General features: G+C 27.6%; 19 protein-coding genes, 2 pseudogenes and 1 other annotated feature. Of the genes and pseudogenes, 5 read left to right on the top strand and 16 right to left on the bottom strand.

Annotated features, from left to right (window positions below; all coding sequences use genetic code 11):
• Positions 1-4 precede the first annotated feature (4 nt).
• Entirely contained in the window at positions 5-199 is a 195-nt protein-coding gene (locus tag ACTG44_RS09165) for a peptide ABC transporter substrate-binding protein (RefSeq protein WP_479921618.1), read from the top strand.
• 212 nt (positions 200-411) lie between these two features.
• On the opposite strand, the gene ACTG44_RS09160 is transcribed toward ACTG44_RS09165, so the two are convergent.
• On the bottom strand, positions 412-972 hold the full coding sequence (locus tag ACTG44_RS09160) for a YdeI/OmpD-associated family protein (RefSeq protein WP_479921617.1): 561 nt from the start codon (positions 970-972) through the stop codon (positions 412-414).
• A gap of 517 nt (positions 973-1,489) precedes the next feature.
• Positions 1,490-1,771 carry a hypothetical protein gene (locus ACTG44_RS09155; RefSeq protein ID WP_004454426.1) on the bottom strand — a complete coding sequence of 94 codons (282 nt, stop codon included), beginning with the start codon at positions 1,769-1,771 and terminating at the stop codon, positions 1,490-1,492.
• 316 nt (positions 1,772-2,087) lie between these two features.
• On the opposite strand from ACTG44_RS09155, the gene ACTG44_RS09150 reads away from it, so the two are divergent.
• The 4 genes from ACTG44_RS09150 to ACTG44_RS09135 all read left to right on the top strand — a co-directional run bounded on the left by ACTG44_RS09150 (position 2,088) and on the right by ACTG44_RS09135 (position 4,594).
• Entirely contained in the window at positions 2,088-2,897 is an 810-nt protein-coding gene (locus ACTG44_RS09150; RefSeq protein ID WP_479921616.1) for a helix-turn-helix domain-containing protein, read from the top strand.
• A 41-nt stretch (positions 2,898-2,938) separates the two neighbouring features.
• Positions 2,939-3,211, top strand: coding sequence for a DUF3795 domain-containing protein (locus tag ACTG44_RS09145; protein WP_021384536.1), 273 nt, complete (start codon positions 2,939-2,941; stop codon positions 3,209-3,211).
• Positions 3,212-3,482: 271 nt separating this feature from the next.
• Positions 3,483-4,247, top strand: a complete 765-nt coding sequence (locus ACTG44_RS09140) for a lysophospholipid acyltransferase family protein (protein WP_479918655.1) — start codon at positions 3,483-3,485, stop codon at positions 4,245-4,247.
• A 62-nt stretch (positions 4,248-4,309) separates the two neighbouring features.
• The gene (locus ACTG44_RS09135) at positions 4,310-4,594 is read left to right on the top strand and encodes a hypothetical protein (RefSeq protein WP_021384547.1); all 285 of its coding nucleotides are present in this window, start codon (positions 4,310-4,312) and stop codon (positions 4,592-4,594) included.
• Positions 4,595-4,669: 75 nt separating this feature from the next.
• On the opposite strand, the gene ACTG44_RS09130 is transcribed toward ACTG44_RS09135, so the two are convergent.
• The 14 genes and pseudogenes from ACTG44_RS09130 to ACTG44_RS09065 form a co-directional block, all read right to left on the bottom strand.
• A complete protein-coding gene (locus ACTG44_RS09130) occupies positions 4,670-5,650 on the bottom strand; it encodes a hydantoinase/oxoprolinase family protein (RefSeq protein WP_479918785.1) in 981 nt (326 codons plus the stop codon).
• Positions 5,651-5,710: 60 nt separating this feature from the next.
• Positions 5,711-5,842, bottom strand: a pseudogene (locus tag ACTG44_RS09125) (hydantoinase/oxoprolinase N-terminal domain-containing protein); the annotation flags it as partial.
• A 132-nt stretch (positions 5,843-5,974) separates the two neighbouring features.
• On the bottom strand, positions 5,975-7,084 hold the full coding sequence (gene tnpB / locus ACTG44_RS09120; protein WP_479921615.1) for an IS200/IS605 family element RNA-guided endonuclease TnpB: 1,110 nt from the start codon (positions 7,082-7,084) through the stop codon (positions 5,975-5,977).
• Between the two features lie 75 nt (positions 7,085-7,159).
• Positions 7,160-7,258, bottom strand: a pseudogene (locus ACTG44_RS09115) (transposase); the annotation flags it as partial.
• A 581-nt stretch (positions 7,259-7,839) separates the two neighbouring features.
• On the bottom strand, positions 7,840-8,208 hold the full coding sequence (locus ACTG44_RS09110) for an ROK family protein (RefSeq protein WP_479918653.1): 369 nt from the start codon (positions 8,206-8,208) through the stop codon (positions 7,840-7,842).
• A gap of 20 nt (positions 8,209-8,228) precedes the next feature.
• Positions 8,229-9,308, bottom strand: coding sequence for a DUF917 domain-containing protein (locus ACTG44_RS09105; RefSeq protein ID WP_021384507.1), 1,080 nt, complete (start codon positions 9,306-9,308; stop codon positions 8,229-8,231).
• 53 nt (positions 9,309-9,361) lie between these two features.
• Positions 9,362-10,651 (bottom strand): cytosine permease, encoded by a 1,290-nt coding sequence (locus tag ACTG44_RS09100; RefSeq protein WP_479921614.1) that lies wholly within the window; start codon positions 10,649-10,651, stop codon positions 9,362-9,364.
• A gap of 162 nt (positions 10,652-10,813) precedes the next feature.
• Positions 10,814-11,025: a binding site (T-box leader), on the bottom strand.
• Positions 11,026-11,486: 461 nt separating this feature from the next.
• Positions 11,487-11,921, bottom strand: a complete 435-nt coding sequence (locus ACTG44_RS09095; RefSeq protein ID WP_021384498.1) for an MOSC domain-containing protein — start codon at positions 11,919-11,921, stop codon at positions 11,487-11,489.
• A 33-nt stretch (positions 11,922-11,954) separates the two neighbouring features.
• The gene (gene moaC, locus ACTG44_RS09090) at positions 11,955-12,425 is read right to left on the bottom strand and encodes a cyclic pyranopterin monophosphate synthase MoaC (protein ID WP_479921613.1); all 471 of its coding nucleotides are present in this window, start codon (positions 12,423-12,425) and stop codon (positions 11,955-11,957) included.
• 3 nt (positions 12,426-12,428) lie between these two features.
• Complete coding sequence (gene moaA, locus ACTG44_RS09085; protein WP_021384487.1) at positions 12,429-13,388, bottom strand: GTP 3',8-cyclase MoaA; 960 nt, start codon at positions 13,386-13,388, stop codon at positions 12,429-12,431.
• A gap of 46 nt (positions 13,389-13,434) precedes the next feature.
• A complete protein-coding gene (locus ACTG44_RS09080; protein WP_021384481.1) occupies positions 13,435-13,935 on the bottom strand; it encodes a MogA/MoaB family molybdenum cofactor biosynthesis protein in 501 nt (166 codons plus the stop codon).
• 469 nt (positions 13,936-14,404) lie between these two features.
• Entirely contained in the window at positions 14,405-14,743 is a 339-nt protein-coding gene (locus ACTG44_RS09075; RefSeq protein WP_021384482.1) for a heavy metal-binding domain-containing protein, read from the bottom strand.
• Between the two features lie 141 nt (positions 14,744-14,884).
• Entirely contained in the window at positions 14,885-15,256 is a 372-nt protein-coding gene (locus ACTG44_RS09070; protein ID WP_021384501.1) for a CoA-binding protein, read from the bottom strand.
• A gap of 47 nt (positions 15,257-15,303) precedes the next feature.
• Positions 15,304-15,894 (bottom strand): molybdenum cofactor guanylyltransferase, encoded by a 591-nt coding sequence (locus tag ACTG44_RS09065; protein WP_021384499.1) that lies wholly within the window; start codon positions 15,892-15,894, stop codon positions 15,304-15,306.
• Positions 15,895-15,901 lie beyond the last annotated feature (7 nt).

The following is a 15,901-nucleotide window of genomic DNA, read 5'->3' as shown; positions in this document are numbered from 1 at the left end:
TACAATGATAAATTATATGGTAGGAATTATATATAGCGAAAAAACAGACGAGGTAGAAAAGATATTGAAAAGTGAAGATATACAATATGAATTTACTTCTCGTGATGGTTTTATATTTTTTGGTTTTTATGAGATGACAGATGCATACAGATTTGAAGCTTTATGTTTAAATGAAAAAATTCAATTTAAAAGAATATAATTTGATTATGGGCACCAATAAGGTGTCCTTTTTGCACAAAAAAGCAGTTAACCTCTTGGATTAACAGCCCAAACAAACTGAAGGTTGTTGTCAAAAATAAATTATCATAATATATTCTTGTAATTTTTGATAACTCATTCAATTATAATATAGATACATCAAATGTTTCTCATTTTAAAATTATACCTTCTAAAATAATATAAGTGTAACATTTACATAGGTTTTAGATTTTTATTAAGTCTTTCAACCATCCATAATATTCGCCTTTCACGTCCAGCATCTGTCTTTGCATCAAAGTATGCTCGTGTATAGATTTTCTTTATTGACAAGGACATAGCACAAAAATTGGTATAAGCAGGCTCATACTCTTTTAGTAAAGTCGATAAAGAGGATATCTGCTCTTCTGTAACTACTATAGAGTTTATAGCCTCCCATTGACCATTTTTTTGAGCTTCCTCAATTTTCTTTCTTCCATAATCAGTCATAAACCCTTGTTCTTCAAGAGATTTAGCTAATACCTTATTTTTCTCTGACCACTTGCTTTTCTCTCTACGTAGAGAAAAATACTTTTTATAAGTTTTATCATCAATGCTTTTCATCTGTCCATCTATCCATCCAAAACAAAGAGCTTCCTCAAGTGCTTCATCTGCCTTTATTGTTTTTGGTCCACCTGCTTTTCCAAATAAAATCCAAATTCCTGTGCTTGACAGGCAATTATCATATAGCCATTTTCTGAAATTCTCTTTACTATCAAATTCCATTATTTTACTCACAATTCTTCTCCCCCTTTGTTTATCTCATTTATCAAAATGTATTTAAACAAATTCTAATTCATAAAAGTATTATATCGTTATGCAATCTAACTTACAAGAAAATTCAATATCATGAAGTAAAATAGAATATATTAGTTCTATCTATTACCCTTTTTCTTATTGATTAATGATAATTCCATACTAATTTAAAAGCATTAACTGCTTCCAAATCTATTTTTAATATTTCCTGATATTTTTATCAAACAATCTATCTATTCCTTCAAATAGAACTAACATTGAATTAAAATTTCTGTATTGATAAATGAATTTTTCTAAATAAATATTATACTATACAACATATATTTACATCTATTTTCAAAATTGTAACAGTTTTATAATATGGACATTTAAACTTTACATATAAAAAATACACATCTATAAATTATAAATGTGTATTATATGCTAACAATAAGCTACACTTTCTTACTGATTCTCAATTAGTTATATTTTTTCAAAATAAAATTCATATAAATTAGTTCTATTGTACAATTGAAACCTTAATAATATCTCCATTTTTTCTCTCCAAATGAACTACTTCTCCAGTTAAGTCATAGTCAAATGCCTTGACTAATATTTCAGTAACCTTTTTACCATCAACTACATCATCTTTCCCATTAAATAAGTCTAAAGCATTATTCTCAATCATTCTCTTTGCAAAATTCACAGGTAATTTTATATGTATTTTGTCGCCTGTATGTGATAAAACTCTTATTCTCAAAAACTTTTCTAAATTATTTCTTGGTATTTGTTTTGATGCCATGCTATTAAACCACTCTCCTTTATTTTTTATTTAATAATAAATTTTATTCTTAAAAATATCTTTATATGTATTTATTATGAAAGTAACACTATTATTTTCTGATTCTAATTTATATCTGTTCTTCTTTAATATCTATATTTGTTGAGTATCTATAATTTATAGTAATTGTATATTTTGAAATTTTATTTTACAATTATTGTATCCGAATTTAACAAGAGTACCTTATTGAAATATTTTAGTTAAATCAGAATTTGTTTATTATATATATCAAAATAAATTAGCATATTTGTTTTTGATATATTAGGAGGAAATACTTATGAATGAAATAATCAACAATATTTTAAATACTTGCAAACAGTATACATATATTTTGCCAAATAAATTGTTAAGACCATATATAGCACACTATACAATATCTATTCCAGATATAAATATTAAAGAAAATCTTACATTAATACCTGATGCTAGTGGATGTATGATATTTAAATTTGATAAGAAATGTATGGAGAGTGAATTTTGGGGAGCTACAACAAAAACTATTGTTGTAAAAAATGATATAGAAAGTGTACTCTTCAGGGTATTTGTTGAGTTTCGTCCAGGTGGAATGTATTATTTGACAGGTCTTTCTCAAAGAGAATCCACAGATTTAAAAATTAAACTTGAAGATTTTAATACATTATTTAGCTCAGAGATTAATTCTATTTTTGAAAAAACAAGTACTATAAAAGAATTAATAGAAGAATTAGATATGCTATTTTTATCATATTTATTCAAATCAGATATAGTAGATGTGACTATCCCAATACTTGAAAATGCAAGAAAACAGGACTCTATTATGTCAGTTAAAAATATTTCTCAAATAAGTTGTTATAGTGAACGTCATTTAAACAGAATTTTTAATAATTCTCTTGGTATGAGTGTTAAATCATATCTAAGACTACTTCGTATAAATATTGTATTACAAGAAGTGAAAAATAATAGAATACCATTTACAACTTTAGCACAAGAGATTGGTTATTACGACCAATCCCATTTTATAAATGATTTTAAATCTATCTGTGGAGTTAATCCAACAACCTATATAAAAAATTTGTCCGATTTTTACAATGAAAAGTATAAATTTTGATGTACAATCATATAAAATTTATATTTAAGGAGTGAGTCAGAATGATAGAATCAAGATGTGGAATTTTGTGTTATGAATGTGAGTATAAAGAAAAGGTCAATTGCAAAGGATGTACATGCATTGACAAGCCTTTTTGGGGTGAAGAATGTCCTGTAAAATCATGTTGTGAAAATAAAAATCTTACACATTGTGGTCAATGTGATACATTTCCATGTGAGATGCTTAATCAATTTGCATATGACAAAGAACAAGGTGATGATGGAAAAAGAATTGCTCAGTGTAAAGAATGGGCTATTGCTAGCCTTATGAGTTAATATATATCATTTCTATATTATAAAGTAGCTCTTTTTAAACTGTTGTTGGTAATCTGCAACAGTTTTTATAATTGAATTTAAAGGTTATTAAGTCAATTTAATAGAATAGTAATTTATTGATAAAATCTAATTTATAAAATTAAAAGTATAAAATTTTAATATCTATCTATTTTAAATATAGATTATATAATGGAATTAAAATAGACTTAAATTTTATTTTATGTTAAAATCTTTACAGTAATAAATAATTTTATTTTAAGGAGATAATTTTATGAATAATTACTTAAAATTTGCTACATATCAACTTATAGGCTTTACATCTTCTATACCTAGACTCATTAAAATTAAAAAAAATCCTGATAAATTTAGCTTAAAAGAAAAATTTGAATTTATGCAAAAACAAGCTAGAAAATCTTTAGATATAGTAAATATAGACCTTAACATAATTGGAAAAGATACACTACCAAAAGAACCACTTCTATTTGTTGTAAATCATTCTAGTATGCTCGATAGCTTCATATTAGCAGCAAGTGTAGAAAGACCAATTGGATGTGTAATTGCAGACGAACCAGTTTGGAGAAATATACCTATATTTAAAGAATGGGCAAAATTACTAAGATGTGTATATGTAAACAGAAAAAACAATCGAGAAGGAATAAAAAGTATTACTGAAGCCTCTCAAAATATACTTAAAGGTCAAAGTATGGCAGTATTTCCAGAAGGAGATTTAACATGGATTAAAGAACCAAATTCACTAGTATCGGATTTTAGAAGTGGAGCTTTAAAAATAGCATATAAAGCAAAATGCCCTATTGTTCCACTAGTAATAAAAAATTCAAAAGATACTTATGAAGGGTATCAACCTATTGGTAAAATTAATTCTCTTCCAGTTGAAGTCGAATTTTTAGAGCCAATTTATGACCATATTAAAAACCCTAGACTAAAGTCTTCTATATTAGGTGAAAATATAAAAAATAACATGATAAATGCAATAGAAAATTTTAGAAAATCAAATAAAACCTTTAAAGAATTTTAATATTAAAATTTATTGACTAAAAAAAATTTTAATGTTAAAATTCTTTTTAAGAGGTGATTAACATGGCAAAAAACACAAAGCAAACAACGGTTCATATTGATGAAACATTACTCAAAGAAGTTAAAAGGATAGGAATTAATGAGAATAAGAGTATATCCCAGATAATAAATGAATCAATAATAAATTATGTATTAGTATATAGAGAAAATGAAGATAAAGAAAAAAATGAACATGATAAAAATTTAAATGAAACAATAAATGCGTTCAAAAAAGAAGAAGAAAAAAGAATACAAGCAAAAAGTGCTGCTAGAGCTATAGCAGAAGCAAAAAAACGAGTTCTTTACTAAAAAACAAAAATCGGTACAAATTAAGCACCGATTTTTTTATATTTAAAATAATTTTAAAAATAATTAAATTCTTCTTTAAATTAAATCACCAACAACTTTTACTTTTATAAGAAGTGCATTTCCAGGAAGGTATGCAAGTGGAACATCTTCTATGTTTAATACTTCTATAGTATCTTTTTTAGCACCAGCCTTTAGAGCTTTATTTACTGCCTCTTGTTTTGCATCTTCTATAGCATCTTCTCTAGACATTTTATCTAAACTATATACTTTTTCTACATCTCCACTTATTTGTCCTAATGCTGCACCAATAGCATTTGCAGCAGTATAATGAGGAGGTCTTATAACATTACTTATGCCTTTTAATTTTTCAGGAACAATTATACTCCCTCCACCTGTTAAAACTAACTCAACATCACCTTGGCTAGTTTTCATTTGGTCTACAGCATCCTCTAGTTTTAAAATTACCTTTTTATATACCTCATCACAATACTCTTTATCTAAATGTTCAACATTAGTTTTTCTATCTTCAAATGCCATATCTAACTTTGTCACAACATCTGATAAAGTTAAAGTATCTCCACCAAATATTATTGCATCTTCAGTTATTTTATATCCAACACTTTCAGGACCTATCTTTATATTATCTTTTTCACCTTTTACACATGTCCCACCAGCAAGACCAATAGTTAAAACATCTGGCATTCTAAAGTTTGTATGTACTCCTCCAATTGTAACAGGAATTGATGATTCTCTAGGGAATCCATTGTATAGTACACCTAGGTCACTTGTAGTACCTCCAACATCAAGTACTATTGCATTTTTTACTTCTGACAAGAAAGAAGCTCCTCTGATAGAATTTGTTATTCCACATCCAATTGTAAAAATTGGATATTTCATTGTATACTCTAAATTCATTAATGTTCCATCATTTTGACTAAAATAAATTTGTGCATCTATACCTAAATCTTTAAGCGCTTTTTCAAATCCTAAAGATACTGCTTTACCTACTTGAGATAATGCAGAATTTAAAATGGCTCCATTTTCTCTTTCTAGTATACCTATATTACCTATTTCATTTGATAAAGATATAGGAATATCACCTAAAATTTCTCTAACCCACTTTGCAACTTCCTCTTCTTGTTGTTTATTTACTGGAGCAAATACTCCACTTATTGCAACACTTTCCACTCTGTCTTTTATTTTATTACAAAATTCTACAACTTCTTCTTTGCAAAGTTCATTTATCTTTCTACCCTGAACCTCCTATGACTAAAGTCACAGGGTTCCTGCTTCATAGAATTTTGCATACTAAAATATGTCTTACCAATTCTCCACAGGCTATCCCCGTAGTTCCTACGGTTCTTACATACGTTATTTATTTTAAACTCTTATTAGTCTTAACCCTTCTTTTAGTATATTTATACTTGCATTTATATCTCTATTGTGAGTTACATTACAACAAGGACAAATCCATTCTCTTATATTTAAATCCTTAATTTCCTCGTTTTTGTACCCACATTTATTGCATATTTGTGAACTTGCAAAGAATTTACCTACCTTTACAATTTGTCTACCATACCAATTAGCCTTGTATTCTAATTGACGAACAAATTCTGACCATGATACATCAAAAATAGAGCGAGATAGTTTATGATTTCTAGTCATATTCTTTACTTGTAAATCTTCTATGCAAATAATATCATTCTCTCGTATTAATTTAGTAGATAGTTTTTGTAAAAAATCCTCTCGACGATTAGCTATATGTTCTTGAAGTCTTGCAACTTTTAACCTTGCTTTATTTCTATTTAAACTACCAATTGTTTTTCTTGATAATTCTCTTTGTAATTTAGCAAGTTTGTTTAATGACTTTTGAAGATACTTAGGATTTTCTATAAATTGTCCACAACTTGAGATACAAAATTCTTTAATTCCTAAATCTAAACCTATCTGATTATTAGTATTTTCAAATGCTTCAATCTCTATATCAGTACAACATAATGATACATAATATTTACCACTTGGTTCTTTGGATATAGTAGCATTAAGTATTCTCCCTTGAGGTACTTGTTTATCTCTCACTTTAACCATACCAATTTTAGGTAATTTTATATATTGACTACAGTACATAATATTTCCATTTGTAAAGTTAGTTTTATATGAAAACCTATTAGTTTTCTTTGATTTAAATTTAGGAAATCCTGCATTTTCTTTAAAGAATTTTTTATATGCGTTTTCTAAATCTTTTAAGGTATTTTGTAGTGAAAATTTGTCAGGTTCTTTAAGCCACTCTAATTCTTTTTTTAAATTGGTCAAATCAGAACTGCACTGTTTATAAGTAAAAGTTTCTTTATTGTTTTCATAAACTTCTATTTTTTTAGCAAGATACTTATTATATACAAATCTACAACATCCAAAAGTTTTGTTAATTAACTCTTGTTGCTTTTTATTTGGATACATTCTAAACTTATATGCCTTTTCCACTACTATCACCTCACTTTACTTGTTTTTTCTGATTAATTAATATATTTTCTTATCTGCTCCTTTGTATTTTCTGATACAGTAACAACTAAATATATTAATTAAATCTTCTTCAATTTCATTTGTTAATACTGGATGTCTATATTTTACACACCATGTTATATGGTATTGTACTAAATATACATATCTGAGTCACTTCAATTTTTCATCACCATCCTAATATTAACAAGTGCAATTTTTTTAAACAAGTATTTTAAAGGTTTTTATATTTATTTTTAAATAGCATATGTAAGAACCGTAAGTCTTAACTTTTATCATTTTTGAGGTTGTCGTTCACATAAGTTCGCTACTTCCTATGCAGTTCTCTTATGAACTTCTTACACTTTCATGCAAGCACAGACTATATCTTATCCTTCGGCATTATCCGTTAAGGTCTACCCACTTCCACTACCAATAGCTTGTAGTGTACTTCCCTCAAGAGGAATAGTCGTTGAAGTTTCTCCTATTCGGAGCTTACCTGCTGATTGCCCATTTTAAAGTACTTAGGGTTTAACCTTATACCATCTAACCAATTTTTTCTACTTTCGTAACTTTCACACTTAGGTTTATTTCATCCTTATGTTTTAGTTTGGTTAGCTTTAGGGGTTTCCAGCAATTCAAGTAGTATTGGATAGGTTCTATCCTATCTCTACATATAAGTTTCCCTATATGCTGACTATTTTAGCTACTAACTCATGACTAAAGTCGCAAGTGTGCGTAGCTATTTTTTAATCAAATTCATATCCACCAGATACCAGTATTGAATCTAATTCTATTTTTTCTCTTAAATCTTCTGGCCAATCTATAAAAGGGAGAATAGCAGTGGTTGCTGGCTTTCCTATTCTTATCATTGCTACATTATTTAATCTTTTTCTTTCTACAATAGCATTTGTACAATGAGTTGTACCAAGCATAGCATACTTTATTAAAGAATGGTCAATTTCACTTTCATCTATAACTTTTTTTAAGGCATTATAAACACCAGTTTCAACATCTTTTGTAGTTGCTACTTTAACTGAATGAATTACTTTTAATTCCCCATCCAGTATACAAGCATCTGTATTTGTTCCTCCAACGTCAATTCCTACACGATACATCAAAATTTCCTCCTAAAATTTTATTTTCCTTGTAATTCTTCTACTGTTTTATATTCCACATCATATCCAAAGTATCCAGGTCCAACTGTCTCAATTCCTTTTTCTGTTCTCCATTTTTCATTACAAGGAAAAGCTACTACCATAACACGAGAACCGTATTTTATTCTTTCTGTAGTTATTGGAAATCCAGTTTCTAAATCTAACACTGCTATTAAATCTGGCGTAATACAAAGTGGTGTATCACCTTTTTTTGCAATTAAATTCTCATTTTGAAATAATATAGAATACTCTCCATCATATTCATTAATTCCGGCAAAAAAGGCGTGTCCTCTAGTAAATCCACCTTTCAATTCTCTCTTAATATCAATTACCTTTCCTTCAAACAATTTATATCCTTTTAATTCTTTTAATATATTCTCAACAGCACCTTTTGAATCAGATTTATTTTCAAGCAAAAATCCACCTATAGTTTCAGCTATTGTAAGTGTATTACCTATAGCAGCTTTTTTAACTTGAGCTCCACTTAAATTATAGTCACTAATAGAAGAACTTCCTCCCATTTCCACAGTTAGAGTTCTAGCTAGTCTTTCTGACCAAATTCCATCCACAGGATAAAGAATAGCAGAATTTCCTTTTTCATCAGACATTACAGCAGGTGATGCCTCATACCCTTCAAGATAAAAAGTTACCATTTGAGCTTCAGGAAAAGCTCTCCCCATAGAATCAGCATCCAAAATAGGTAGTCCTTTTTTTGCAGCAACTGCTATTGGCATAAGTGAGTTTATTCCACCTATTTCTATAGGAATTATAACATCTACTTTTCTGTTTATTAACTTCTCCATTATTTCTAAAGGTGTAGTTAATTCCACCTCAGAAAGTAATTTTTCTATTGTAATTACAGGAGAACCCATACCAGATACTGGAACTACTAGAGCATCATCATCAAGTTCATCTAAACTTATTACTTTTACAGGACCATATTTTTTAATTGCCTGTTTTGCAACCAATTTACCTACATATGGGTCACCTCCACCTCCAGTTCCAAGTACTGCTGCACCAACTGCTATTTTATCTACACTTTCTTCTGTTAAAAATCTCATGTTACTTTCTCCTCATATTTCAAATTTATTTTATACTTTATAAACAAATTTCATTATACTGCTTTATCTGTATTTTGCTTATTTTTTGCTGAACAAAGCACTTTTCCAATAATAGATTGTACTACAAACCCTGCTATAAATCCATCTAAAGGAGCTATAGTAGTAAGAGTTATAAATCCATATGTTGAAAGGTAAGTTATCAGTATCCCAATTACCCAAGATGCTATTGAACGTTTAACTATTGGTTTATATAGTACACCCTTATCAAAACCTTTAAGCTCTTGTTTTACTATGTAATATTCTGCTGTATATACACCACCAACAGGTGCAATTACAATTCCAAGTAAATTTAAAAATCCTATAAAACCTTCATATATTCCAAATACAGCTAATAATGTTGCTACAATACCAAGAACTATAGTTAATACTTTCTCAGGTGCTTTTTTAAGTACAAGTGCTATACTTAGTGATGCTGAATAAACATTACTTGTGTTTGTAGTCCATTGAGCTAAGGTAAGAACAATTATACCTGGTATAGCAATTCCCAATGTAATAAAAATTCTCATAATATCTGAAGTTCCCATACATTTTACTAGTATTATTGAAACTACTATCATAAAGGCATTTCCAAATTGTATTCCCAAGAAACTTGAAAGTGCACAATCTCTTCTACTTTTAGCCCAACGACTTATATCAGGAGATACTATTGCACCAACTATTATTATACTCATTGATAGAGAAACTCCTCCTGCAAATGTCATAGTAGATTTCATATTATCATCAACTGGAATTCCATTTGCTCTAAAAGCCAAAAATATAGTTAACATCATAAGAATTAATAAGAAAGGTACTGAATACACACTTAATTTTTCCATTGCCTTATATCCATAAATAGCTGTACTCATCATCAAGAGACCGCCTATGAGGCTTAGAATTTGCATACTAATATCTAGATTAAATATATCTTCTATTATTATTTGTGCATTTTGGGCAAAGAAACCTACTTGAACTCCAAACCACCCTAATAAAGAAACCCCTATAACTAGAGAAAATATTTTTGCTCCAGCTTCTCCAAACACATACTTTGTTATCATAGATGTAGATAGGCTTGTAGATGAACCAACTAAAGAGCATGTAGTATACAAAATTGCAGAAAAAAATGAACCAACAATTACTGATAATATTGCTTGTTTCATTGGCATACTCTGTGCCAATTCAGCCCCTAAAATAACAGATGATAAATCCACACCTATTGCTACTAAAACTGAAAACATGGCCACCCAACCACGTTTTTGATTCTCTGGAACCTGTTCCAGAGCATAGTTAATTTTTTCTTCTTCCATTTTCATCCCTCCATTTAAATCGTAAAGTCACTGAGTCTAGTATATTTTACAATTTTCTAATTTATAAATTTATTAACTATCATATATTTATATTTTTCATTTAATATATAGTTTTAAATTTTCTGAAATAATTTTATAATAAAAAACGCCTCTTGGAAAAATCCAAGAGACGAATATAAATCCGTGTTACCACTCTTATTAGTAAAAATTAATTTTACTCACTCATTTTCTTAAGGCGAATTAAACCACTATTATAACAGAATTATAACAGTATCCTCCAAAGTCCTTTTCACATAAATTCCAATATTAGTTCTCAGCCAAATCTAATTCTCTGTAAAATTCCTTTATGCTACTTTCTTCTTCTACGAATCTATAATATTTATTTATAGTTAATTTATGATTTATATCATAATATATATGCAATATTTTGTCAACTCAAAAAGTAAATTACTTGTATTTTTTAGTTTTATATGTAAATTTTTATATTATTACTATATTTATATAATGTATTTTTTAAAATTTCATCAAAATTTATATTATTTATACTTTATTATCTATAAATTTACAATATAAGCAATACAGCACAAAATAATTAATTTTTAGATAGATTATAATTCTAAGAGTATAGATAAAAAATATATCCCAAAAATTAAAAAATAAAAAGCTATGATTTTACATTCATAGCTTAATACAACTACTATTTTAATTTAGAAATAAAATATAACGACTAATTTTTATAAAAATTAGTCGTTATATTTTAAAATACATACTTACATATTAATAATGTTTTAATTTAAATATCTATTATACATATAACTATATTTTAATAGTAATTTTATTGAATTACATCTATTGAATCATTCACATTTATAATTCCTTCTTTTAGAACCTGTACAAAAATTCCTTCTCGTGGCATTACACAGTCTCCAGTTAATTTCTTAATTTCACACCCATTATGACATTTTTTGCCAATTTGGGTTACTTCAACTTCACAATTACCAATTCTAAGTTTTGTACCAACTGGTAATGAAAATACTTCTATCCCTTCTGTAGTTATATTCTCAGCAAAATCTCCATATTTTAATTGGTCAAAACCTTTCATTTTCATTTTATCTATACTTTCTTTTCCAAGTAAGCTTATCTGACGATGCCAGTTCCCAGCATGTGCATCTCCAACTATCCCATGATTTATTTTTAATTCTGCACATTGTACAGGAACCTTAATTACACCCTTTTTCTCACTTATATTTATTGACACTACCTTAGCCATATTTCCTCCAAATTTTCACCCATATAATATTAATTACTCAAATTTAAAGTCTCCTGATTTTCCACCAGACTTCTCCACAAGATGTATATTACTTATAACCATTTTTTTATCAACTGCTTTACACATATCATAAATTGTAAGTGCTGCTAAAGAACATGCACTTAAGGCTTCCATTTCTACTCCAGTCTTTCCAAGAGATTTACAAGTTGCATATATCTTAATAGCAGACATAGAATCATCTATATCAAATTCCAAATCACATCCAACTAATTTAATCTGATGACACATTGGTATATTTGAAGATGTATTTTTAGCTCCCATTATACCTGCAACTTGAGCCACAGACAACACATCTCCTTTTTTTATCTGACCATTTTTTACTTTTTCTAAAGCTTCCTTACTAAGAGTAATGGTAGCCGTTGCCATGGCGATTCTTTTAGTATCATTTTTTTCACTTATATCCACCATCTTGGCATATCCCTTTTCATTTATGTGTGTTAACATTACTTATCCTCCAATTTCATACATACGTCTATTTGTATCACTACATTTATTTTCTATTAAATGATGTTTTTCTGGTTTCTGTTTTATTATATCTTTCATAGATTCCCTGAATAACAACGGTTTATGTAAAAATGGCTTTATATCTATTTCTTCTTTTGAATGTAGACACAATTTTATTGCACCACTAGAAGTAAGTCTAATGCGATTACATGTGTTGCAAAATGAACAACTTAATGGAGTTATAATTCCTATTCTTCCTTTAGCTCCTTTAAACATATAATATTCTGCTGTACTTTTCTCTTCATTTTTAACTTTATATAATCCATATATTTTTTCAACCATTTCTTTTACATTAAAATAACCCTTTTTATAAACTCTATTGGCTTCACCTAATGGCATAAGCTCTATAAATCTTACATCAATTGGTGATTTAACAGTTAAAAACATAAAATCTTTAAGTTCATCATCATTAAATCCACTTATAGCAACACAGTTTAGTTTTACTTTTATGCCTAAATTTAAACAAGATTCAATCGATTTTAAGACATCTTTTAAATTTCCGCCTCTTGTTACAGATTTATACTTATATTCCTTCAAAGAATCTAAACTTATATTAACTTTATTTAAACCACATTTTTCAAGCTCAAATATTCTATCAGAAAGCCCAATAGCATTAGTTGTCATTCCTATATTATTTATTCCACATTCTTCTTTTGTAAACTTTATAAGCTCATTCAATTTAGGATATAAAAGAGGCTCTCCTCCAGTAAACCTAACCTTGGTTATTCCTTGTTCTGACATAGCCTTTATAATAAATTTATAATCTTCAAAACTTAGATTTTCATTTATATAATTTTTATCAAATTTTACATCTGGTGGCATACAATAGACACACCTTAAATTACACTTATCTGTAAGTGAAATACGAAGGTAGTCTATTTTTCTCCCATACTTATCAATCATACTCTATCTACCTCTTTGTCTATTTTTTATCTATCTAAATTATATACTATTTATTTTTAGTGGCACATTCTGTAGCTTCTCCTCTTAAGATTTCTATACCATGGTCTAGAACATCAATTATAAAACTTAGATTTTCAACTGCACCTTTAGGACTCCCAGGTAAATTTATTATTATAGAATTATTTCTTATTCCACTTACACCCCTACTTAGTATAGCTTTTTTAGTAATTTCTGTAGATTTCATTCTCATATATTCGCTCAAACCTGGTATCTCTTTTTCTAATACCTCTTTAGTAGCTTCTGGAGTTATGTCTCTTTTTGAAAAACCAGTACCTCCATTAGTAAGAATTAAATCTATTTTATTACTATCACAAAGTTTTATAATATTTTCTTTTAACATTTCCTTGTCATCTTTTATCAATACATATTCAATGACTTTATAATCTCCTGTATTTTCAACAAACTCAGTTAATTTTTTCCCTGTTATATCTTCTCTTTTTCCTTCGTATCCTTTATCACTAAGTGTTATAATTGCAACATTAAACATATAATTTCACCCCTTTATACATTGATTAAATCCTTATAAATAAAAACTCAGTTAATAAAACTTACTCTATTTTATTTCCATTTTTCTCAGCAATATAACAATTATATCTACTTTTTTTATCATATAACCTATTAGTACATACATTTTTTATTATTCCAACGTTCGCAAAATAAAAGATATTGATTTATAATTATTCAAAATATAAAACTAGTATATATATAATCTATATAGCAAATGTACAATTACGTTCAATTTCTATAACTATTATAACATTATCCATATTTTTCTCTACTAATAAAAGTTTTTAAGTCTATACCATATATTATATAATATAATTTTATTTATTTATATAATATCATCCCATTTTATTATCATAACAATTAAAATTCTTTCTTATATCAGTTTTTTCAAACAAAAAAAGGCATCCATAAAATTTTTAAAAGATGCCTCTTTTTTAACTATTTATATTTTATTTTTCAAATGCATTATTACCATCTTCTAAAATAACTGCTGTTCCATAAGCAAGCATTTCTGCTGCACCTTGCATAACTGAAGCTGAAGATAGTCTAAATGCTATTATTGCATTTGCACCTTTAGCTTCTGCATCTTCAACCATTCTACCTATAGCAATTTGTCTTGCTTCAGTAAGCATTTCATTATATCCTGTAAGTTCTCCTCCAACAAGATTTTTAAAGCTTGCTCCTATATCTTTTCCAACATGTTTTGCTCTTATTGTACTGCCTCTAACTAGTCCTAGAACTTCTGATATTTTTTTGCCTTCAACTTTTTCTGTAGTCACTATTAACATAATATATCAACTCCTTTATATCCTATTTAATATATTATATCATGTAACTTATAACTTTTTTAACAAATATTGTAACTTAATGTTTCATTAGTTAATCTATACTATAAAATAATGTGTTTGGCTAACTAGTTATATCTTTTATTATTTAGTTAACTCATCATATAAATTTAAATTATATTCTACATTCAATTTTAAATCTTTAATCTTTTTAATCATCATTTCACTAAAACTTCCTTTTTCAAACCAAATGTTTTGTATATCTAAAAGTTCTACTTCTTCTAAAATTACATCCATCTTAGGTTGTTTGTCAATAATAGCCACAACATCAATATTGTGTGGCACATCTTTTAAACACTCATATACATCTATACCTTCAATAGGTTTTTTTTCTTCATCTATAGCAACAACTTTGTACATATTCTTTTTAAGTTCATCTAGTATTTTATATGCTTTACTTCCTTCATCGCTATTATTTAATATTACTGCCCAAGAATCGCATTTAAGTAAATTCATAAACTCTCCTCCATATAAATCCTACTCTATTTTATAACTATAGCTAATTAAACTCCAGTTAATTTTTTATACTCATTAACAGTATTTACATTTAAAAATAAATCTTCATCATCAAAGTATATATAGCTTTTATCTATTTTGTCTATAAGGCTTCTGAGCTTTAAATCATTTCCCTCTATACATAAAGATACCTTATTTATTATACTCTTTTTATACCCAGAACACAATGGTTGTAACTTTCCATTTGTCACTGAAATCACACTTTTATCATCCATTTCATTAGCTATTCTTTCAACTATTTCATTATTTAGATATGGCATATCACAAGCAACTATAACTATATCATACTTTGCATATTCAAGAGCAGTATATATTCCCCCAATTGGGCCAATATTTTTTATTATATCACTATAAACTTTAATATTATATTTAGAATATAATTCTTCATTATTAGATATTATTATTACTTCATCAAAATTTTTAAATACTTCTATTGCAATTTCAATAAAAGGCTTTTCATGTAATTCTAGAAAAGCTTTATTTCTTCCCATTCTAGAATTTTTTCCCCCTGCCAAAATTACACCTGTTTTCTCTATACAAATCGCCTCCTTTAAAATACTTTTAATAAATTTATACATATTTGAA

It is taken from the genome of Clostridioides sp. LIBA-2809 (genome assembly GCF_056688965.1).
This window is presented reverse-complemented; position numbering and strand designations above follow the sequence as displayed.